General features: G+C 73.8%; 19 protein-coding genes. 13 read left to right on the top strand and 6 right to left on the bottom strand.

The features are described 5' to 3' along the window. The first annotated feature begins 3 nt into the window (after positions 1 to 3). On the top strand, positions 4 to 858 hold the full coding sequence (locus ACVV2G_RS00440; RefSeq protein ID WP_453840517.1) for a DUF4429 domain-containing protein: 855 nt from the start codon (positions 4 to 6) through the stop codon (positions 856 to 858). 84 nt (positions 859 to 942) lie between these two features. Here the strand turns inward: ACVV2G_RS00440 and ACVV2G_RS00435 are convergent, their stop codons facing one another. Further along, positions 943 to 1,959, bottom strand: a complete 1,017-nt coding sequence (locus tag ACVV2G_RS00435) for an aldo/keto reductase (protein ID WP_453840516.1) — start codon at positions 1,957 to 1,959, stop codon at positions 943 to 945. After that, positions 1,956 to 2,441, bottom strand: a complete 486-nt coding sequence (locus ACVV2G_RS00430) for a MerR family transcriptional regulator (protein WP_453840515.1) — start codon at positions 2,439 to 2,441, stop codon at positions 1,956 to 1,958. Before ACVV2G_RS00430 ends, ACVV2G_RS00435 begins: the two co-directional genes overlap by 4 nt. A 123-nt stretch (positions 2,442 to 2,564) precedes the next feature. Here ACVV2G_RS00430 and ACVV2G_RS00425 point away from each other — a divergent pair, with 123 nt between their 5' ends. From ACVV2G_RS00425 to ACVV2G_RS00415, 3 genes are all read left to right on the top strand, one after another. Next, positions 2,565 to 3,035: a GNAT family N-acetyltransferase gene (locus ACVV2G_RS00425; protein ID WP_453840514.1), complete on the top strand. Its 471-nt coding sequence runs from the start codon at positions 2,565 to 2,567 to the stop codon at positions 3,033 to 3,035. Positions 3,036 to 3,054: 19 nt separating this feature from the next. After that, the gene (locus ACVV2G_RS00420) at positions 3,055 to 3,876 is read left to right on the top strand and encodes a serine hydrolase domain-containing protein (RefSeq protein ID WP_453840513.1); all 822 of its coding nucleotides are present in this window, start codon (positions 3,055 to 3,057) and stop codon (positions 3,874 to 3,876) included. 284 nt (positions 3,877 to 4,160) lie between these two features. Continuing rightward, positions 4,161 to 4,358 carry a DUF397 domain-containing protein gene (locus ACVV2G_RS00415; RefSeq protein WP_453840512.1) on the top strand — a complete coding sequence of 66 codons (198 nt, stop codon included), beginning with the start codon at positions 4,161 to 4,163 and terminating at the stop codon, positions 4,356 to 4,358. Between the two features lie 94 nt (positions 4,359 to 4,452). On the opposite strand, the gene ACVV2G_RS00410 is transcribed toward ACVV2G_RS00415, so the two are convergent. Beyond that, positions 4,453 to 5,109 carry a pirin family protein gene (locus ACVV2G_RS00410; RefSeq protein ID WP_453840969.1) on the bottom strand — a complete coding sequence of 219 codons (657 nt, stop codon included), beginning with the start codon at positions 5,107 to 5,109 and terminating at the stop codon, positions 4,453 to 4,455. Between the two features lie 108 nt (positions 5,110 to 5,217). On the opposite strand from ACVV2G_RS00410, the gene fasR reads away from it, so the two are divergent. The 5 genes from fasR to ACVV2G_RS00385 all read left to right on the top strand — a co-directional run bounded on the left by fasR (position 5,218) and on the right by ACVV2G_RS00385 (position 10,222). Next, entirely contained in the window at positions 5,218 to 6,423 is a 1,206-nt protein-coding gene (gene fasR / locus ACVV2G_RS00405; protein WP_453840511.1) for a fatty acid biosynthesis transcriptional regulator FasR, read from the top strand. An 89-nt stretch (positions 6,424 to 6,512) separates the two neighbouring features. Continuing rightward, positions 6,513 to 7,442: an ACP S-malonyltransferase gene (locus ACVV2G_RS00400; protein WP_453840510.1), complete on the top strand. Its 930-nt coding sequence runs from the start codon at positions 6,513 to 6,515 to the stop codon at positions 7,440 to 7,442. 16 nt (positions 7,443 to 7,458) lie between these two features. Further along, positions 7,459 to 8,490, top strand: a complete 1,032-nt coding sequence (locus ACVV2G_RS00395) for a ketoacyl-ACP synthase III (RefSeq protein WP_453840509.1) — start codon at positions 7,459 to 7,461, stop codon at positions 8,488 to 8,490. 102 nt (positions 8,491 to 8,592) lie between these two features. Further along, positions 8,593 to 8,841, top strand: a complete 249-nt coding sequence (locus ACVV2G_RS00390; protein ID WP_052842858.1) for an acyl carrier protein — start codon at positions 8,593 to 8,595, stop codon at positions 8,839 to 8,841. Positions 8,842 to 8,941: 100 nt separating this feature from the next. Beyond that, positions 8,942 to 10,222 (top strand): beta-ketoacyl-[acyl-carrier-protein] synthase family protein, encoded by a 1,281-nt coding sequence (locus ACVV2G_RS00385; protein ID WP_453840508.1) that lies wholly within the window; start codon positions 8,942 to 8,944, stop codon positions 10,220 to 10,222. Positions 10,223 to 10,300: 78 nt separating this feature from the next. Here ACVV2G_RS00385 and ACVV2G_RS00380 read toward each other — a convergent pair whose 3' ends face one another. Further along, positions 10,301 to 10,795 carry a DUF3145 domain-containing protein gene (locus ACVV2G_RS00380; RefSeq protein ID WP_453840507.1) on the bottom strand — a complete coding sequence of 165 codons (495 nt, stop codon included), beginning with the start codon at positions 10,793 to 10,795 and terminating at the stop codon, positions 10,301 to 10,303. 258 nt (positions 10,796 to 11,053) lie between these two features. Between ACVV2G_RS00380 and ACVV2G_RS00375 the strand changes: the two genes are divergently transcribed. Together ACVV2G_RS00375 and ACVV2G_RS00370 are read left to right on the top strand one after the other, a co-directional pair. Next, on the top strand, positions 11,054 to 11,965 hold the full coding sequence (locus ACVV2G_RS00375) for an SGNH/GDSL hydrolase family protein (RefSeq protein ID WP_453840506.1): 912 nt from the start codon (positions 11,054 to 11,056) through the stop codon (positions 11,963 to 11,965). 37 nt (positions 11,966 to 12,002) lie between these two features. Then, entirely contained in the window at positions 12,003 to 12,989 is a 987-nt protein-coding gene (locus ACVV2G_RS00370; RefSeq protein WP_453840505.1) for an aldose epimerase family protein, read from the top strand. A 104-nt stretch (positions 12,990 to 13,093) separates the two neighbouring features. Here ACVV2G_RS00370 and ACVV2G_RS00365 read toward each other — a convergent pair whose 3' ends face one another. Next, positions 13,094 to 15,640 (bottom strand): beta-glucosidase, encoded by a 2,547-nt coding sequence (locus ACVV2G_RS00365; protein ID WP_453840504.1) that lies wholly within the window; start codon positions 15,638 to 15,640, stop codon positions 13,094 to 13,096. Positions 15,641 to 15,836: 196 nt separating this feature from the next. Here ACVV2G_RS00365 and ACVV2G_RS00360 point away from each other — a divergent pair, with 196 nt between their 5' ends. Next, entirely contained in the window at positions 15,837 to 17,108 is a 1,272-nt protein-coding gene (locus tag ACVV2G_RS00360; RefSeq protein ID WP_453840503.1) for a pyroglutamyl-peptidase I, read from the top strand. Here the strand turns inward: ACVV2G_RS00360 and ACVV2G_RS00355 are convergent. Further along, positions 17,080 to 17,958: an EI24 domain-containing protein gene (locus ACVV2G_RS00355; RefSeq protein WP_453840502.1), complete on the bottom strand. Its 879-nt coding sequence runs from the start codon at positions 17,956 to 17,958 to the stop codon at positions 17,080 to 17,082. The genes ACVV2G_RS00360 and ACVV2G_RS00355 overlap by 29 nt on opposite strands. 122 nt (positions 17,959 to 18,080) lie before the next feature. On the opposite strand from ACVV2G_RS00355, the gene ACVV2G_RS00350 reads away from it, so the two are divergent. After that, positions 18,081 to 19,232, top strand: a complete 1,152-nt coding sequence (locus tag ACVV2G_RS00350) for a serine hydrolase domain-containing protein (protein ID WP_453840501.1) — start codon at positions 18,081 to 18,083, stop codon at positions 19,230 to 19,232. Positions 19,233 to 19,255 lie beyond the last annotated feature (23 nt).

The raw sequence follows: 19,255 nt of genomic DNA, 5'->3' as shown, positions 1-19,255 counted from the left end.
CGCATGGGTGACGTACTGGCCGGATTTCATGCCGCCTGGGAGTTCGACTCCGACTCCGTGCTCATCCGCTACGAACGGGGGATTCGAACACCCAAGCTGTTCCAGGCCCTGGGGGAACGCCGTGTCCCGCTGGAGGCGATCGCCGGGGTGACGCTCACACCCGGCAGGCGGGGCACCGTCGTACTGCGCGTCGAGCCGCGCCCGGGCGCCGATCCTGTGATGGAGGCGGCGGCCGGACAGCTGAAGGAGGGCGGCGACCCCTACCGGCTGGTCCTGCCGGCCGAGCGGGAGGCGCTCGCGGAGTACTACGCCGACGAGCTGCGCGGACTGCTGACCGGGTCCGGCAGGACCGAGCGCCACCTGGTCGCCGCGCCCGAGGCACCGCTGCAGTTCAAGGCGTACGACGGGAAGGCGTCCTTCGACGGCACGTCGGTGTCCTTCCGGTGGTCCTGGACGGGCGCTTCCTCGGCGAAGTGGAAGGCCGGCGACCAGAGCTTCCCGGTCGCCGACCTGGGCGGGGTGGAGTGGCGGTCCCCCGAGGCGTTCGAGGGGTACCTGCGGCTGCTGCCGCGGGACGCCGCACCGGTCGCCCCGCAGGCCGACCAGGACCCCGCGTCGGTCGTGTTCGGGCTCGGGTACGGACCGGTGCACGAGTCGCTGCCGTTCGCCGCCGCGGTGCTCGCGGCGGTGCGGGAACGGGGCGCGGGCGCCCCGGTGCCGGTTCCGGTGCCGGCGCCGCGGCGGGATCCGGCGGACATCGCGGAGCGGATACGGCATCTGGGGGAGCTGCACCAGGCGGGGCTGGTGACGGACGAGGAGTTCTCCTCGAAGAAGGCGGAGCTGCTGGCGCAGCTCTAGCCTCTGCCGGGTGCCGGACCCTTCCGGCACCCGGTCGTGGTGGGTCGCCCCTCCGGTTCCCCGCGCCCCCTCCGGGGCGCTCCCCTACTCCCGTCCGGCGGACGTGAACGACATGTCCGCGTAGCGGTCTCCCGCCACCTTGCGGGCGATCGGGTCCAGCACGGACAGCTCGTCGTCCGTCAGGACGATCCGGGCCGCCGCCGTGTTCTCCTCCACCCGGGAGGGCTTGCGGGTGCCCGGGATCGGGATCACCGGGAGGCCGTGGACCCGGGCGCGCTGCTGGACCCAGGCCAGCGCGACCTGGCCGAGGGTCGCGCCGTGGGCCTCGGCGACCGTGCGGACCGGGTCGAGGAGGGCCGCGTTGGCCGCCGCGTTGTCGCCGGTGAAGCGGGGCTGCCGGCGGCGGAAGTCGTCGGCCGTGAGGTCGCGGTCCGCGTGGACGAAGGAGCCGGTGAGGAAGCCCCGGCCGAGCGGCGAGTACGGCACGAGGGCCACGCCCAGGTCGCGGGCGGCCGGCACCACGCCCGCCTCGATGTCCCTGCTGAACAGCGACCACTCCGACTGCACGGCGGCGATCGGATGCACCGCCTGCGCGGTCCGCAGCTCCTCCCCCGTCACCTCGCTCAGTCCGAGGTGCTTGACCTTGCCCTCGCGGACGAGGTCGGCCATGACGGCGACGGTCTCCTCCATCGGCACGCGCACGTCGCGCCGGTGCAGGTAGTAGAGGTCGATCACGTCGACGTCCAGGCGGCGCAGGCTCGCCTCGACCGCCCGGCGGATGTACGGCGGGTCGTTGCGGATGATCCGCTTCGTCGGGTCGTCCGGCGGGATGGACAGGGCGAACTTGGTCGCGATGACGACCTCGTCGCGGTGGGCCCGGAAGAACGGCGACAGGAACCGCTCGTTGTCGCCCGCCCCGTACGCGTCCGCCGTGTCGTAGAGCGTGACGCCCAGCTCCAGCGCCCGTTCCAGGGTCGCCCGCGAGGCGTCGGCGTCCACGGGACCGTAGGCGAAGCTCATGCCCATGCAGCCCAGGCCCTGCACGCCCACCTCGGGGCCGGTGTCGCCGAGCCGCACGGCCGGAATCCTGCTGTCGGTCATCGGGTCGTCTCCTCTTCACGGGCGCGTCCGGCGTCCCCGTAGAAACCGATCTTCCGGTCGAGCACGGCGAGGGTGTCCTGCAGCTCGGCGATGCGCGTCAGCACGTCGCGGCGCGTGGACTCCAGGAGTTCGCGCCGGTCGGGGTAGGTGCCCTCACCCGCGCGCACCAGCTCCGCGTACCGGACCATGTCGGCGACCGGCATGCCGGTCATGCGCAGCTTGCCGACGAAGTCGAGCCAGTCCAGGTCGCGGTTGCTGTAGCGGCGCTGGCCGGTGTGCGAGCGGTCGATGTGGGAGGTCAGCCCGATCCGCTCGTACCAGCGCAGGGTGTGGGCCGTCAGCCCGGAGAAGGCGGCGACCTCGCTGATGGTGTAGTGGTCCTGCCCGTCGGGGCGCGGGTGGCGCCGGGGCGGGGCGGAGCAGATGTCCGTTCTGGTGGCGTTCGGCGCGAGGGTCCCGGCCGTGGTCTGCATCACCGTCATGGGTTCCACGCTATGACCTTGGAGTGCACTCCAGGCAAGGGGCCCCGGTGAGACGGGGCGGCGGGGCGGGGGCGGCGGGAAATCCACAGGACATCGGGTGGCAGGGGTCAGTAGCGTGCGGGCATGAGCCTCGTACGCCGTGCCGTGGCCGCCGATGCGGCGGAGGTGCTCCGCCTGCGCCAGGTGATGCTCGACGCGATGGGCCGCACGCCCCCCTCCACCGACTGGCACGCCGGCTCCCTGCCGGCGCTGCGGGCGCGGCTGGCCGACCCGGACGGGGAGTTCGCGGCGTTCGTCGTCGAGCACCCGGAGCGGCCCGACGCGCTGGCGGCACTGGTGGTGGGGTCGCTGGAGTACCGGATCGGGCGGGCCGGCAATCCGCGGGGGCTGACCGGATACGTCTTCAGCGTCGCGACGGACCCCGCCGCCCGGCGTCGCGGTTACGCCCGCGCCTGCATGGCGGAGCTGCTGGAATGGTTCCGCGAGCGGGACGCCGGACACGTCATGCTCAACGCCTCGCCGGAGGCCGAGCCGCTGTACGCGTCCCTGGGGTTCACCCGGGACACGGACCCCTCCATGCGGCTGCACCTGTGACCCGCTTAGGCTCACGGGCATGTCCTTGAAGAGCCTCGCGTCGATCGAGAACTGGCCGGTCCCCACGGCGGCGGCGGGCGTCGTACGCGCCGACGGCACGATCCCGGTAACCCACGGCCCCGTCGGGCACCGCTTCCCCCTCGCCTCGGTCACCAAGCCGCTCGCGGCGTACGCGGCCCTCGTCGCCTACGAGGAGGGCGCCGTCGAGCTGGACGAGCCCGCCGGTCCGCCCGGGTCGACGGTCCGCCACCTGCTCGCGCACACCTCCGGGCTGGCCTTCGACGAGCACCGGGTGACCGCCCCGCCCGGGGAACGGCGGCTGTACTCCAACGCCGGTTTCGAGCAGCTCGGCGACCACATCGCGAAGGCGGCGGAGATGCCGTTCGCCGAGTACGCGCGGCAGGCGGTGCTGGAGCCGCTGGGCATGACGTCCACCACCCTGGAGGGCTCCCCGGCGAAGGACGGCGTCTCCACGGTGGACGACCTGCTCCGCTTCGCCGCCGAGGTCCAGGCGCCGCGCCTCCTGGACCCGCGCACCGTCGCCGAGGCGATGACGGTCCAGTACCCGGGCACGAAGGGCGTGCTGCCGGGCTACGGCCACCAGAACCCCAACGACTGGGGGCTCGGCTTCGAGATCCGCGACGGGAAGTCCCCCCACTGGACGGGTTCGGGCTCCTCGCCCCGCACCTTCGGCCACTTCGGCCAGTCGGGCACCTTCCTGTGGATCGACCCGGACGCGTCGCTCGCCTGCGTCGCACTGACGGATCGCGCGTTCGGCCCGTGGGCGGTCGAGGCCTGGCCGGTCCTCACGGACGCGGTGCTGGCGGAGCTGCGCGGCTGAGGCACTCGAACCACACCCTCTTCCCCCGCCCGTCGCCGTACGGCGTGACGCCCCACCGATCACTCACCGCAGTCACGATCACCAGGCCGCGCCCGCCCTCGCCCAGTACGTCGGCGGGCCCCGGAACCGGAAGCTCCCGGCAACCGTCGGCCACCTCCACACGCACCCCACCGGGCCGGATCAGGAAGCAGACGCGACACCGACGGCCCGGCACATGCCGTACGACGTCGGCGACCAGCTCCGTGAGCGCCAGTCCGGACGCACCCGCGTGATGGAGGAACGCTATGCGGCCCCGCACAGCGCTGAGCAATGTTGAGTGGCGCAAGTCCAGCTACAGCGGAAGCAACGGCGGCGAGTGCGTCGAGGTCGCCGATGACCACCCCACCGGCTCCGTCCCCGTGCGGGACAGCAAGAACGCGGCCGGGCCGGTCGTCACCGTCGGCGCACCAGCCTGGCAGGCGTTCGTCAACGGCCTGCGGTAGCCCGAAGCCCCCGGCTGCCGACGATACCGAGAGGCATGTTCCGGACAACCTCCGCCCGTCGACTCCGCCGACCGGGACGGCCTCTTCCGGGGCGTCACCACCCCGCCATCTCCCACAGCAGCACCTCGGCCCGCGTCACCGCCACCGCGTCCATCGCCTCGGCGTCCGTGACGCGGGCCGCGTCGCCCGCCCCCAGCGTCTCCCCGCCCAGCGTCACCTCGCCGCGCACCACGTGCGCGTACACGCACGCGCCGTCCGGCACCGCCGTCCGCTCCCCCGCTGCCAGGCGGCGTACGTGGAGCATGGCGCCCGCCTCCGGGACGGCGTACGGGGTGGAGTCGGCGATGCCGCGGACGATCTCGTAGGCGGGGTCGCCGCCGGGGGTGAGCGGGGCCAGCCACATCTGCACGAAGGTCAGCGGGGTGGTGCCGTCGTTGCGCTCGACGTGGCGGACGCCGGCCGCCGCGCTGAGGCGCTGGACGTCACCGGCCCGCACGACCGTCTCGTGGCCCGCGGTGTCGCGGTGGGTCAGCTCGCCCTCCACCACCCACGTGACGATCTCGGTGTGGCTGTGGGGATGCTCGTCGAACCCGGCGCCGGGGGCGAGGCGCTCCTCGTTGCAGGCGATCAGCGCTCCGAAGCGGAGATGGCCGGGGTCGTAGTGGGGGCCGAAGGAGAAGGCGTGCCGCGTCTCGATCCCGGCCGCCGGGTCACCGCCCTGGTAGCGCTCGTCGGCGCGCCGTACGTCCATCACGCCGTCCACCGTAGCCCCGGCGCACGACACCCCGGACGGCGGCCGAGTCGTCGGGCACCGCCCCGGCGATACTCGCCCGGGTCCCGATAAGGCAGTCTTGTCCCCGTGCCCGAACCCGAAACCAGCAAGCCAGAGCCCGCGGCGCGCGCCGTCCACCCGCACACCGCGACCCTCAAGCGGCTGGAGCAGTCCTCCGGATCGCTCGCCGCGCAGGCCATCGCGCGGATGGACGAGACACTGCCGTGGTACCGGGCCATGCCGCCGGAGAACCGCTCCTGGATCGGGCTGGTGGCCCAGGCGGGCATCGCCGCGTTCACCGAGTGGTTCCGGCGTCCGGACGCTCCCCAGGCCATCTCCACCGACGTCTTCGGCACCGCGCCGCGCGAGCTGACCCGGGCGATCACGCTGCGGCAGACCGTGGAGATGGTGCGGACGACCATCGAGGTGATGGAGTCCGCGATCGACGAGGTGGCCGCGCCCGGTGACGAGTCGGTGCTGCGCGAGGCGCTGCTCGTGTACGCCCGGGAGATCGCCTTCGCGACCGCCCAGGTCTACGCCCAGGCCGCCGAGGCACGCGGTGCCTGGGACGCGCGGCTGGAGTCGCTGGTGGTCAACGCGGTGCTGAGCGGTGAGGCCGACGAGGGGGCGGTGTCGCGGGCCGCCGCCCTCGGGTGGAGCTCCCCCGAGCACGTCTGCGTCGTGCTCGGCACCGCCCCCGACGGCGACTCCGAGCTGACCGTGGAGGCCATCCGGCGCGCGGCCCGGTACGCCAAGCTCCAGGTGCTGACCGGGGTGCTCGGGGAGCGGCTGGTGGTGATCGCGGGCGGCAGCGACAACCCGCTGGCCGTGGCGAAGTCGCTGATCGGCCCGTTCGCGCAGGGTCCGGTGGTGGCCGGCCCGGTGGTGCCGGACCTGCTGGCCGCGACCCGGTCCGCGCAGGCCGCCGCGGCCGGGCTCAAGGCGTGCTCCGCCTGGCAGGACGCGCCGCGTCCGGTGCTGGCCGACGATCTGCTGCCGGAGCGCGCGATCGCCTCGGACCCGTCGGCCCGCGAGCAGTTGGTGGAGGAGATCTACAGACCGCTGGAGGAGGCCGGTGCAGCCTTGCTCGAGACGCTCAGCGTCTATCTCGAACAGGCGAGCAGTCTCGAAGGCGCCGCCCGGATGCTCTTCGTTCACCCGAACACCGTGCGCTACCGGCTCCGACGTGTGACTGACGTCACCGGATGGTCACCCTCTGATGTACGGTCTGCGTTCACACTGCGGATCGCGCTCATCCTGGGGCGTCTGGCCGATGGAGATCCGCAATTCTAAGCTTTTGTCGGGGGTCCACAAAACCCCCTCCTGTTCTTCGTCCCTGTCCCCACGGGCGGCCGTGACCGTCCTCAAGAGAGAGTGTGAGAGTGCTCGTACTCGTCGCTCCCGGCCAGGGCGCCCAGACGCCCGGCTTCCTGACTGACTGGCTCGCCCTTCCCGGCGCCGCGGACCGCGTCGCCGCCTGGTCCGAGGCCATCGGACTCGATCTCGCCCACTACGGCACCAAGGCCGACGCGGACGAGATCCGAGACACGTCCGTCGCCCAGCCGCTGCTCGTCGCCGCCGGGCTCCTCTCGGCCGCGGCACTCGGTGACATCTCCGAGATCGCGCCGGGCGCGGTCGCGGGCCACAGCGTCGGCGAGATCACCGCCGCCGCCTTCGCCGGCGTCCTCGACGACACGGCCGCACTGACCCTGGTACGCCGTCGGGGCCTGGCGATGGCCGAGGCCGCCGCGGTCACCGAGACCGGCATGTCGGCGCTGCTCGGCGGCGACCCCGAGGTGAGCGTCGCGCACCTGGAGAAGCTCGGCCTGACCCCGGCGAACATGAACGGCGCGGGGCAGATCGTGGCGGCCGGCACCATGGAGCAGCTGGCCGCGCTCAGCGAGGACAAGCCCGAGGGCGTGCGCAAGGTCGTCGCGCTGAAGGTGGCCGGCGCGTTCCACACGCGCCACATGGCGCCCGCGGTGGACGCGCTCGCCGAGGCCGCGAAGACGCTGACGCCGGCCGACCCCCGGGTGACGTACGTCTCCAACAAGGACGGGCGGGCCGTCGCCTCCGGTGCCGAGGTGCTGGAGCGCCTGGTCGGCCAGGTCGCCAACCCGGTCCGCTGGGACCGGTGCATGGAGACGTTCGGGGAACTCGGCGTCACCGCGCTGATCGAGGTGTGCCCGGGCGGCACGCTGACCGGGCTGGCCAAGCGCGCGCTGCCGGGCGTGAGGACGCTGGCCCTGAAGTCCCCCGCCGACCTCGACGCGGCCCGCGAGCTCGTCGCCGAGCACGGCCAGCAGGCCTGACAAGGAGCGCGAGAGCATGTCGAAGATCAAGCCCAGCAGGGGCGCCCCGTACGCGCGCATCCTCGGCGTCGGCGGTTACCGCCCGACCCGGGTCGTGCCGAACGAGGTGATCCTCGAGACGATCGACTCGTCCGACGAGTGGATCCGCTCGCGCTCCGGCATCGAGACGCGGCACTGGGCGTCGCCCGAGGAGACCGTCGCGGCGATGTCGGTCGAGGCCTCCGGCAAGGCCATCGCCGACGCCGGGATCGACGCCGGGCAGATCGGCGCCGTGGTCGTCTCGACCGTGTCGCACTTCAGCCAGACCCCGGCCGTCGCCACCGAGATCGCGGACAAGCTGGGCACGGACAGGGCCGCCGCCTTCGACATCTCGGCGGGCTGCGCGGGCTTCGGCTACGGTCTGACCCTCGCCAAGGGCATGGTCGTCGAGGGCTCGGCGGAGTACGTCCTGGTCATCGGCGTGGAACGGCTCTCCGACCTGACCGACCTGGAGGACCGGGCCACGGCCTTCCTGTTCGGCGACGGCGCCGGCGCCGTCGTGGTCGGCCCGTCCCGGGAGCCGGCGATCGGCCCGACCGTCTGGGGCTCGGAGGGCGACAAGTCCGAGACCATCAAGCAGACGGTGCCGTGGGACAGGTTCCACGTCGGCGACGTCTCCGAGCTGCCCCTCGACAGGGAGGGCAACATCAAGTTTCCTGCGATCACGCAGGAGGGCCAGGCGGTGTTCCGCTGGGCCGTGTTCGAGATGGCGAAGGTCGCCCAGCAGGCGCTGGACGCGGCCGGGATCACCCCGGACGACCTGGACGTCTTCATCCCGCACCAGGCCAATGTGCGGATCATCGACTCGATGGTGAAGACACTGAAGCTGCCGGAGCACGTCATGGTCGCCCGTGACATCCGCACCACCGGCAACACCTCGGCCGCCTCGATTCCGCTCGCGATGGAGCGGCTCCTGGCGACCGGCGAGGCGAAGAGCGGCGACACCGCGCTCGTCATCGGCTTCGGGGCGGGTCTCGTCTACGCCGCGACGGTCGTTACCCTCCCCTAGGCACTCCGTGCCGGATCATCCGGTCCGGGACGGAGAAAAGCACCACCTGCCGCTGTCGCGGCGGGCCGCCACACCCTCTGGAAACTACGAAGGAGCGCCATCATGGCCGCCACTCAGGAAGAGATCGTCGCCGGTCTCGCCGAGATCGTGAACGAGATCGCGGGCATCCCGGTTGAGGACGTCCAGCTGGACAAGTCCTTCACCGACGACCTGGACGTCGACTCGCTGTCCATGGTCGAGGTCGTCGTCGCCGCCGAGGAGCGCTTCGACGTCAAGATCCCGGACGAGGACGTCAAGAACCTCAAGACGGTCGGCGACGCGACGAAGTACATCCTCGACCACCAGGCCTGATCCACCGATACTCGGGCGAAGCCCGAGTATCCGGGCAGACTGCCCCGCCACCCGGCGGTGGCGCCGTACGAATCCGTATCCCGTTGGAGAAAGAATTCCCGTGAGCTCGACCAATCGCACCGTGGTCGTCACCGGTATCGGCGCAACCACACCGCTGGGTGGCGACGCAGCCTCTACCTGGGAGGGTCTGGTCGCCGGCAGGTCCGGCGTCAAGCCCCTGGAACAGGAGTGGGCCGCCGACCAGGCGGTCCGCATCGCCGCGCCGGTCGCCGTGGACCCCTCCGAGGTCATCCCGCGGCCGCAGGCCCGCCGACTGGACCGCTCGGCGCAGTTCGCGCTGATCGCGGCGCAGGAGGCCTGGAAGGACGCCGGCTTCACCGGCAAGGCCGGCGAGGCGGGTGACGGCGGCAGCATCGACCCCGACCGGCTCGGCGCGGTCATCGCCTCCGGCATCGGTGGCGTGACGACCCTGCTCGACCAGTACGACGTGCTCAAGGAGAAGGGCGTCCGCCGCGTCTCCCCGCACACCGTCCCCATGCTGATGCCCAACGGCCCGTCGGCCAACGTGGGTCTGGCCGTGGGCGCCCGGGCGGGCGTGCACACGCCGGTCTCCGCCTGCGCGTCGGGCGCCGAGGCCATCGGCTACGCCATCGAGATGATCCGCACCGGCCGCGCCGACGTCGTCGTCGCGGGTGGCACGGAGGCGGCGATCCACCCGCTGCCCATCGCCGCGTTCGGCAACATGATGGCGATGTCCAAGAACAACGACGACCCGCAGGGCGCCTCGCGCCCCTTCGACACGGGCCGTGACGGCTTCGTCCTCGGCGAGGGCGCCGGCGTCCTGGTCCTGGAGTCCGCCGAGCACGCCGCCGCGCGCGGCGCCCGCGTCTACGCGGAGGCCGTCGGCCAGGGCGTCTCCGCCGACAGCCACGACATCGTGCAGCCGGAGCCGGAGGGCCGCGGCATCTCGCACGCCCTGCAGAACCTGCTGGACCGCACCGACCTGAACCCGGCCGAGATCGTGCACGTCAACGCGCACGCCACCTCGACGCCGGCCGGTGACATCGCCGAGCTGAAGGCGCTGCGCAAGGTCCTCGGCGACGACGTGGACCACATGGCGGTCTCCGGCACCAAGTCGATGACCGGTCACCTCCTCGGCGGCGCGGGCGGCGTCGAGTCCGTCGCGACGGTCCTGGCGCTGTACCACCGGGTGGCGCCGCCGACCATCAACGTGGAGAACCTCGACCCCGAGGCCGAGGCCGCGGCGGACATCGTCCGCGGTGAGGCCCGCAAGCTGCCGGTCGAGGGCCGGATCGCCGCGCTCAACGACTCGTTCGGCTTCGGCGGGCACAACGTGGTGCTGGCCTTCCGCTCGGTCTGAGCCGCACGCCCGCGCGGGGAAGGGCCCCCACCGGCCGGTGGGGGCCCTTCCCCGCGTACGGCGGTGACGGCGGCGGGGTCACACCACCTGGTGCAGCCAGCGGACCGGGGCGCCCTCGCCGGCGTAGCGGAAGGGTTCCAGTTCGTCGTCCCAGGGTTTGCCGAGGAGTCCGGCGACGTCGGACTCCAGGTCGGTCTCGCCGCGCCGGGCGCGGGCCAGGGCGGCGCGCAGCCGGTCCTCGGGGATGAGGATGTCGCCGTGGATGCCGGTGACGGCGTGGAAGATGCCGAGGTCGGGGGTGCAGCTGTAGCGCTCGCCCTCGGCGTTCGCGCACGGTTCGGCGGTGACCTCGAAGCGCAGCAGCTGCCAGCCGCGCAGCGCGGAGGCGAGCTTGGAGGCGGTACCGGCCTGGCCCTGCCAGGAGAACTCCGAGCGCCAGGTGCCGGGCGCGGCGGGCTGCCGGATCCAGTCCAGGCTGACGCGCGTGCCGAGCACCCCGGCGACGGCCCACTCGACGTGCGGGCACAGCGCGCGCGGCGCGGAGTGCACGTACAGAACTCCACGTGTCGTCACCGGAACCTCCGGGCTGAGCGGGACATCTCGGAACGGGCGGAACGGCCGCGGCCGGGCCGGCCACGTTGAGGGCGAGGCTACCGTGCGCCGGGGCGGGGAGTGTGACGTACCGTCGGTCCCGCCGCCGACAAACCTCCGGCATTCACCCGGCAGGACGCCTGTGCGGGTGTGAGCCGTCGCACGGCCGCGTCCGGGAACCCTGACGGCGGTGTCGTGGGTTGAGGACACTGGAGGCACGAGGCGAGGGGTGGAAGCCACATGGCTCAGGGAACGGAGCGGGGGACGCGGCGTGCCCGTCGCCGTCCGCGTACCGCACTCGCCGTCCTGACCGCCGCCCTCCTGGGCGTGACCGGCTGCGACGCCGTGGGCGGCGACTCCCCCGGCCCGTCCGCGGCGGCGTCGGAGCGGGCCGCGCCCACCCCCCTGTGGGACACGAGCCCGGAGTCGGTCGCCGCGGTGGGCGACTCCATCACCCGCGGCTTCGACGCCTGCACGGTCCTGTCCGACTGCCCCGAGGTGTCGTGGGCGACCGGCGCCAGCGCCGAGGTCGACAGTCTCGCCGTACGGCTGCTGGGGAGGACCGGGGCGGCCGAGCGGAGCTGGAACTACGCGGTCACCGGGTCCCGGATGGCGGACCTGGCCGGGCAGGTGACGCGGGCGGCGGCGCGGAAGCCGGAGCTGGTCGCGGTGATGGCCGGGGCGAACGACGCCTGCCGGGAGACGACCTCGGCGATGACCCCGGTGGCCGACTTCCGGGACCGGTTCGAGGAGGCCATGGCCACCCTGCGCGAGAAGCTGCCCACGGCGCAGGTGTACGTGGCGAGCATCCCGGACCTGAAGCGGTTGTGGTCCGAGGGGCGCACCAACCCGCTGGGCAAGCAGGTGTGGAAGCTGGGCATCTGCCCGTCGATGCTGGGGGACGCGGATGCCCTGGACGCGGCGGCGACGCAGCGGCGCAACACCGTGCGGGACCGGGTGGAGGCCTACAACGGCGTCCTGCGGGAGGTGTGCGCCAAGGACCGGCGGTGCCGCACCGACGGCGGCGCGGTGCACGCGTTCCGTTTCGGCACCGGCCAGCTGAGCCGCTGGGACTGGTTCCACCCGAGCGTGGACGGACAGGCCCGGCTGGCGGAGATCGCTTACCGCGCCGTGACCGCGAAGAAGCCCTGAACCCGGCCTCACCTGCGCGTGTCCTAGAGTTCCGCACATGAACGAACTCTTCGGCACACTTTCCGACGGCACTCCCGTCCACCGCTGGACGCTGGAGCGGGCCGGCGTCCGGGTACGGGTCCTGTCGTACGGCGGGATCGTGCAGACGGCCGAGGTCCCGGACCGGGACGGTGCGGCCGCCGACGTGGTGCTGGGGTTCGGGGACCTGGACGGCTACCTGACGCATCCGGGGCCCTATCTGGGCGCGCTCGTCGGACGGTACGCCAACCGGATCGCGGGCGGGCGTTTCACGCTGGACGGGCGGACGTACGCGCTGGCGCGCAACAACGGGCCGAACTCGCTGCACGGCGGCGAGCGGGGCTTCGACCGGCACGTGTGGGACGTGGAGCCGGTCGGGGACGGCGGGTACGGCGTGCGGCTCAGCCGGGTCAGCCCGGACGGCGAGGAGGGCTTCCCGGGCCGGCTGGAGATGTCGGTGACGTACACGCTGGAGGAGTCGGGCGCGCTGCGGATCGGGTACGAGGCGGTCACGGACGCGCCGACCGTGCTGAACCCCACGAACCACAGCTACTTCAACCTGGGCGGGGCGGACTCGGGGCACGCGGGCGGGCACGAGCTGCGGCTCGCCGCCTCCCGTTTCACGCCGGTCGACGCCGATCTGATCCCGACGGGCCCGCCGGAGGACGTGACGGACACGCGCTTCGACTTCCGGCGGGCACGCAAGGTCGGTTCGGGCTACGACCACAACTTCGTCCTGGACAAGGGGGTGACCGACACCGCCGTGGAGGTCGCCGAGCTGTACGACCCGGCGTCGGGGCGGGTGCTCACGGTGGCGACGACCGAGCCCGGCCTCCAGCTCTACACCGCCGACCACCTGGACGAGCCGTTCGCCCCCGGTGACGGGATCGCGCTGGAGACGCAGCACTTCCCCGACTCCCCGAACCGGCCGGACTTCCCGGGCACCGTGCTGCGGCCGGGCGAGGTGTTCCGCTCGGAGACGGTCTACGGCTTCTCGGTGCGGTAGCCGGCGCCCGCGCGCCGCGGCGGCGGACGCGACGAGCCCCGGCCAGGCCGTCAGGTCCCGGGCCGGGGCTGTTCGCGGGGGCACGCCGTCGGGGGCGTCCCGGTTCAGACGGTAATCGTCGCGGTGATCCGGCGGTCGGTGATCGAGCGTCCGATCCGGAGTTCGTACGAACCCTTCACACACGCCCACGCGCCGGTCGCCTCGTCCCAGAACTCGAAGGCCCGGCGCGGCAGCTCGACGGTGACCTCGACGCGCTCGCCGGGCGCGGCCTCGGCCCCGGCGAAACCGGCCAGCCGGCGCGCGGGGCGGGTGGTGTCGCGCGTGGTGGGGGCGAGGTAGAGCTGGACGACCTCGCGGCCGGGGCGGTCGCCGGTGTTGCGGAGGCGGACCGTGACGGCGGTGCCGTCGACGTCGGCCGACTCGTAGGTCCAGTCGGTGTAGCCGAGGCCGTGGCCGAAGGGGTAGGCCGGGGTGCGGCCCGCTCTGTCCCAGGCGCGGTAGCCGATGAACAGGTCCTCCTCGTAGGCGAGTGCGCCGTCGGTGGGGGTGACCCGGGTGACCGGGGCGTCGGCCAGGGCGCCCCAGGTGGTGGGCAGCCGGCCGCCGGGTTCGTGGGTGCCGGTCAGGACGTCCGCGAGGGCCGCGCCGCCCTCCTGGCCGGGGAACCAGCTCAGCAGCACGGCGGCGACGTCCTCGCGCCAGGGCAGTTCCACCGGGGAGCCGGAGTTCACGACCACGACGGTGTTCGGGTTGGCGGCGGCGACCGCGCGGACCAGGTCGTCCTGGCGGCCGGGGAGCCTGAGGTCGGTGCGGTCGAAGCCCTCGGACTCGACCCGGTCGGTGGTGGCGACGACGAGGACGGCGGTGTCGGCGGCGCGTGCGGCCCGGACCGCCTCGGCGATCATCTCGTCCGGGTCGCGCCGCGGCTCGGCGTGGGCGAGGGCGAAGGTGACGACCTTCGTCCCGGCGTCCTCGGCGAGGTCGACGACGTGGGTCAGGGAGACGCCGACCGGTTCGCCGGCGGTGAGTTCCACCTCGGCGCGGGGTTCGGGGGCGCCGAAGAAGGACAGGAAGGGGTCGTCCTCGGCGGGGCGCTGGACGTCGTCGTAGTGCGTGGTGCCGGCGACGGTGAGGGTGAAGGCTCCCTTCCCCTTGATGCCGAAGGTGTGCGGGCCGCTCTCGCGCGGGGTGAAGGTGCCGGCCAGCTCGACGGTGCGCAGCGTGTCGTGGGTGACGCCCTCGGGGAGGTCGGAGCCCATCCACTGGAGGTGGCCGCTCGGGGCGGATGCGGTGCCGAGAACCCGGCCGTCGGCGTCGCGGCAGACGGCGCGCAGCTCGAACCCCCGGCCGGCGGCGGCGAGTTCGGTGTTCGGGTCGGCGCCGACGGTGTAGCTGAGGCTGCCCTCGGGGAGGGCGGCGGTGAGGCCGTCGAGCGGGGAGACGACGTGCGCGGGGAAGACGGTGGCGGAGCCGCCGCCGAGGATCCGGGCGTCGCGGGCGGCGGCGCCGATCAGGGCGACCGTGCCGGGCCTCAGGGGCAGTGCGCGGCCCTGGTCGCCGAGCGGTTCGTTGCGGACGAGGACGAAGGAGCGGCGGGCGGTCTCGCGCGCGAGTGCCCGGCCGTCGACGGTCGCGGGCAGGTCGGTGACGGCGGGCTCGGCGCCCTCCAGGACGCCGACGCGGGCGGCGAGCCGCAGCACGTTGCGCACCGCCGCGTCGACCTCGCCCTCCCGCACCTCGCCGGCCCGGACGGCCCGCGCGAGCGCCTCGCCGTACACGGTCCGCGGGCCGGGCATCGCCACGTCCAGGCCGCCGCGGAGGGCGCCGGTGGTGGAGCGGGCGGCCGTCCAGTCGGAGACGTTGAAGCCGTCGAAGCCCCACTCGCCGCGCAGGACCTCCTCGACCAGGTGGCGGTGCTCGGTCATCGTCGGGCCGTTGACCGCGTTGTAGGCGGTCATGATCCCCCAGGGGCGGGCGTCGACGACGATGGCCTCGAAGGGCGCCAGGTACAGCTCGCGCAGGGCGCGTTCGGAGACCAGGTTGTTCACGGTGAAGCGGTCGGTCTCGGCGTCGTTGGCGACGAGGTGCTTCACGGTGGTGCCGACGCCGCCGGACTGGACACCGGTCACGTAGCCGGTGCCGATCCGCCCGGTGAGGTAGGGGTCCTCGCTGTACGCCTCGAAGTGCCGGCCGCCGAGCGGGGAGCGGTGCAGGTTGACCGTGGGGGCCAGCAGGACGTGGACACCCTTGCGGCGGGCCTCCTGGGCGAGCAGCACGCCGGCCCGGTGGGCGAGGGCGGGGTCCCAGGAAGCGGCGAGCGCGGTCGGCGAGGGCAGGGCGACGGACGGGTCGTCGGCGGTCCAGCGGACGCCGCGCACACCGACCGGGCCGTCGGACATCACCAGGGGCGCCAGGCCGATCTCCGGCAGGGCGGGCAGGGACCACATGTCCTGTCCGGACAGCAGCCGGGCCTTCGCGTCCAGGTCGAGCCGGGCGAGAGCCGCCTCGACGGCCGCCTCGCGAGCCTCGTCCCGAGCGGTCTGCGACGACGGTGACGGCTGCGACGGCTGCGTCCTCGGGGCTCCCCGTGTCCCCCGCGCCCCCGCGGGTGCCTCGTCCCGTGCCCCTGCCTGTGCTCCTGCGTCCGCCATCGCGGGACCTCCTCGTCGAGAGCCGTGGGACCTCTGCCTCCCCATCCTGCCCCACCCCCTGGCGAGCGGTGGGTTTCGTCGTCTTCCGCCCGCCGGCCGCCGGGCGGGTCCGCGCCGTAGCGCGCGTCCCTTCCGTCACGCGATACTGCCGCCGTCCGGCAGCGCACCCCACGGCGACGGAAGGACCTGGACTCCCTTGACACACATACGCGTTCGGATCGGCGTACTCGGACTGGCCCTGGCGGCGGGGCTCGCGAGCCCCGTGACCGCCACGGCGGCTCCCCCGGCCACCACCGCACCGACCGTCGAGGAGCGCCGGCTCGACGGGGAGGTGCCGCGGGAGATCCTGCGGCGCTCCGGATTCGCCGCGGTGGCACCGGCGTTCGCCCGCGGGCTCGGGGCGGCGGACTCCTACCGCGAGGCCCGCCGGGTCGTCGCACGCGAGGGCTCGGCGTTGTGGCGGCGGGCCGTGGACCGGGCGCAGGGGCGCGGGCCGGCCCGCGGCGACCTGAGCCGGGACGACGACCGGCCGCTGTACTGGGCACGGCTCGGCATGACGCGGGAACTGCGCACCTGGGAGCCGGCGTTCAGGCTGCCGGAAGGGCAGCGGGCCGGGCTGCTGGCGGAGCTGGAGCGGGCCTCGCGCGGGCAGGACGACCTCCGGCTCCCCCGGGGCAAGCACGGCGAGGGCGTCAAGCGGGTCCTGCTCACCGGGTTCGACCCCTTCACCCTGGACCGCGACATCCGGATCTCCAACCCGTCCGGTGCCGCCGCGCTCGCCCTGGACGGCACGGTGATCGACACGCCGGACGGGCCCGCGCGCGTGGAGACGGCCGTGTTCCCGGTGCGCTGGCAGGACTTCGCCCAGGGGGTGGTGGAACGGGCGCTGCGGCCGCACCTGCCGGGGGTGGACCTGTTCACGACCGTGAGCCAGGGGCGGGTCGGGCGCTTCGACGTGGAGCGGACCAACGGGGCCTGGCGGGGCGGCTTCCCGGACAACGCCGGTGTCTCCCGCACGGAGACGGTGCCCGTCGCCGACCCGGCCTCGCAGCCGCAGTGGACGACGACCACGCTGCCGTACGAGGCGATCACGGCCGCGGACACCGGGCGCTTCCCCGTGTACGACAACACGAGTGTGACCGAGATACCGGCGGGGGGCACCGAGGCGGTCGTCCGGCCGCTGGGGCCCACGCCCGGTTCGACGGCCCGCGCCGGGGGCGGTGGCGACTACCTGTCCAACGAGATCGCCTACCGGGCGACCCTGCTGCGGGACCGGCTCGGACTGCACGGCACGCTGCCGGGCGGGCACGTCCACACTCCGGTGCTGCAGTTCGGGGCCGGGAACACCGATCCGGCGACCGGGGCGGTCACCGACCCCGCGTTCGTGCGGAACCGGCTGGACATCGTGGCGCAGGTGCGGGCGATCGTGTCCGCGGCGGTCAGTGCGCCGGAGCGGGACCGGAGCTGACCTCCGGGTCCGCGCGGCCGTCGTCGGACCGACCGTCGTCGGACCGGTCGCCGTCGGACCGGTCGCCGTCGGACCGGTCGCCGTCGGACCGGTCGCCGTCGCCGGTCTCCTCGCCCAGCAGCTCGCGGGCGAGGAGGGTGGCGCCGGCGACCGCGCCCGGCATCAGGAACACCGCGACGAACGGCACCAGGAAGGACACGCCGAGCGGGGTGCCGAAGCCCCAGACCAGCATCTTGCGGGAGCGCAGGAGGGCGAGGCGGTCGCGCAGTCCGACGCCGCGGCGCTGGAGGGCGACGGAGGCCAGCTCCTCGGTGAGGAAGAAGCCGGTGACGAAGAACCCGGCCACCGGGACCACCGTCTGGCCGACGACCGGGAGGAAGCCGAGGGCGAAGAGCAGCACGCCCCAGACGGCGGCGCGGGCGAGGATGCGGAGGCTGTCGCGGCCCGAGATCCACAGCTCGCGCAGGAGCGGCAGACCGGACTCGGGAGCGGTGCCGTCCGGGGACACGTCGCGGTCGACCCGTTCGGAGAGGCTCTCGTAGAAGGGCTGGCCGACCAGCAGCGTGACGGCGGTGAAGGTGAGGACGGCCAGCAGCAGCGCGAGCGCGAACAGGACGGCGGTGAGGAAGCCGCGGAAGAGGCCGGCCCAGGGGCTCGACCAGTCGTCGGCGAAGGGCGTCGCCCAGGCGACGAAGTCGCTGCCCCACAGCGCCAGCCCGACCAGCGCCGCCGCGTACAGGACCAGCGTGATCAGACCCGGCAGGAGCCCGAAGCCGTAGCTCCTGCCGTGCCGGGCCACCCAGCGCTGGCCCTTCAGCAGATGACCGAATCCCGCCCCAAGATCGCGCATGGGCGAAACCCTACCGGTCGCCGCCGGCACGTCCTCGCGGCGATTGAGTCGAACCCGCGCATCCCGCCGTACCGATCGGCGAACGGCCCGGAAGGTTCCGGCGATCGGGTGAGGAGAAGCGGATGACGCAGGAGATCCACGGCACCGTCGCCGACGGTTTCGAGGCGGTGCGTGAGGAGTTCGCGGCGGTCGTGGCCGCGGAACCGCCGGACCACGAGTCCCAGCTGTGCGCCTACGTGCACGGCCGCAGGGTCGTCGATCTGTGGACCGGCGACGGCGCCGACGCCTGCTCGCTGTACGGGGTGCACTCCGCGACCAAGGGCGCGGCCCTGCTGGTGGTGGCGCTGCTGGTCCAGGAGGGCACCCTGGAGCTGGACCGCAGGGTGACCTACTACTGGCCGGAGTTCGCGGCCGAGGGCAAGGGCGGGCTGACCCTGCGCGAGCTGCTCGCGCACCGTGCGGGCGTGATCGGCACGGACACCGGGTTCACCACCGCCGAACTGGCCGACGACCGGGTGGTCGCCGAGCGCCTCGCCGACCAGCGGCCGTACTGGCGTCCGGGCACGGCCTTCGGGTACCACGCACTCGTCCTCGGCGCCCTCGCGGGCGAGGTGGTGCGCCGGGCCACCGGCCGCACCCTCCAGGAGGTCTACGAGGAGCGGGTCCGTTCCCCGCACCGCCTCGACGTGCACCTGGGCCTGCCCGCCCCGCTCGACCACCGCTTCCGCCCCGTGCGCCCGATGGTCCGCACCCCGGTGCAGCGGGTGGCCCCGGTCTCGCCCCCGGACGGCCCGCACTCGCTCGCCGCGATCGCCTTCAACCGCAACGCGGCCCGGCCCACCGACCTGGCGACGCTGCCCAACGAGCCGGCCGTGCGCTCCCGGGGTCCCGCCTCGGTGGGCGGCGTGGCCTCGGCGCGCGGGCTGGCCGGGCTGTACGCGGCGGCGATCGGGGAACGGGAGGGCAGGGCGCCCCTGCTGAAGCCGGACACGGTGGCGGAGTTCGGGCAGTTCCACTCGGTGGGCTACGACCTGGTCGTCCGGACGCACCGGTCGTACGGTCTCGGCTTCCAGGCGACGGCGGACACCTGGCACCCGTTCCTGGGCGCCGGGGCTCTCGGGCACAGCGGCGCGGGCGGCTGCCAGGCCTTCGCGGACCCGTTCAGCGGTCTGGCGTACGGCTACACCAGGCGCCGTTGCGCCTACCCGGGCGGGGCGGCCCCGGAGAACCAGCGGCTGGTGGCGGCGGTGCACGCGTCCGCCCTCGGCAGCTGAGCGTCCCGGCGGGCCGGAGGCCG

It is taken from the genome of Streptomyces sp. JK94 (assembly GCF_053613315.1).
This window is presented reverse-complemented; position numbering and strand designations above follow the sequence as displayed.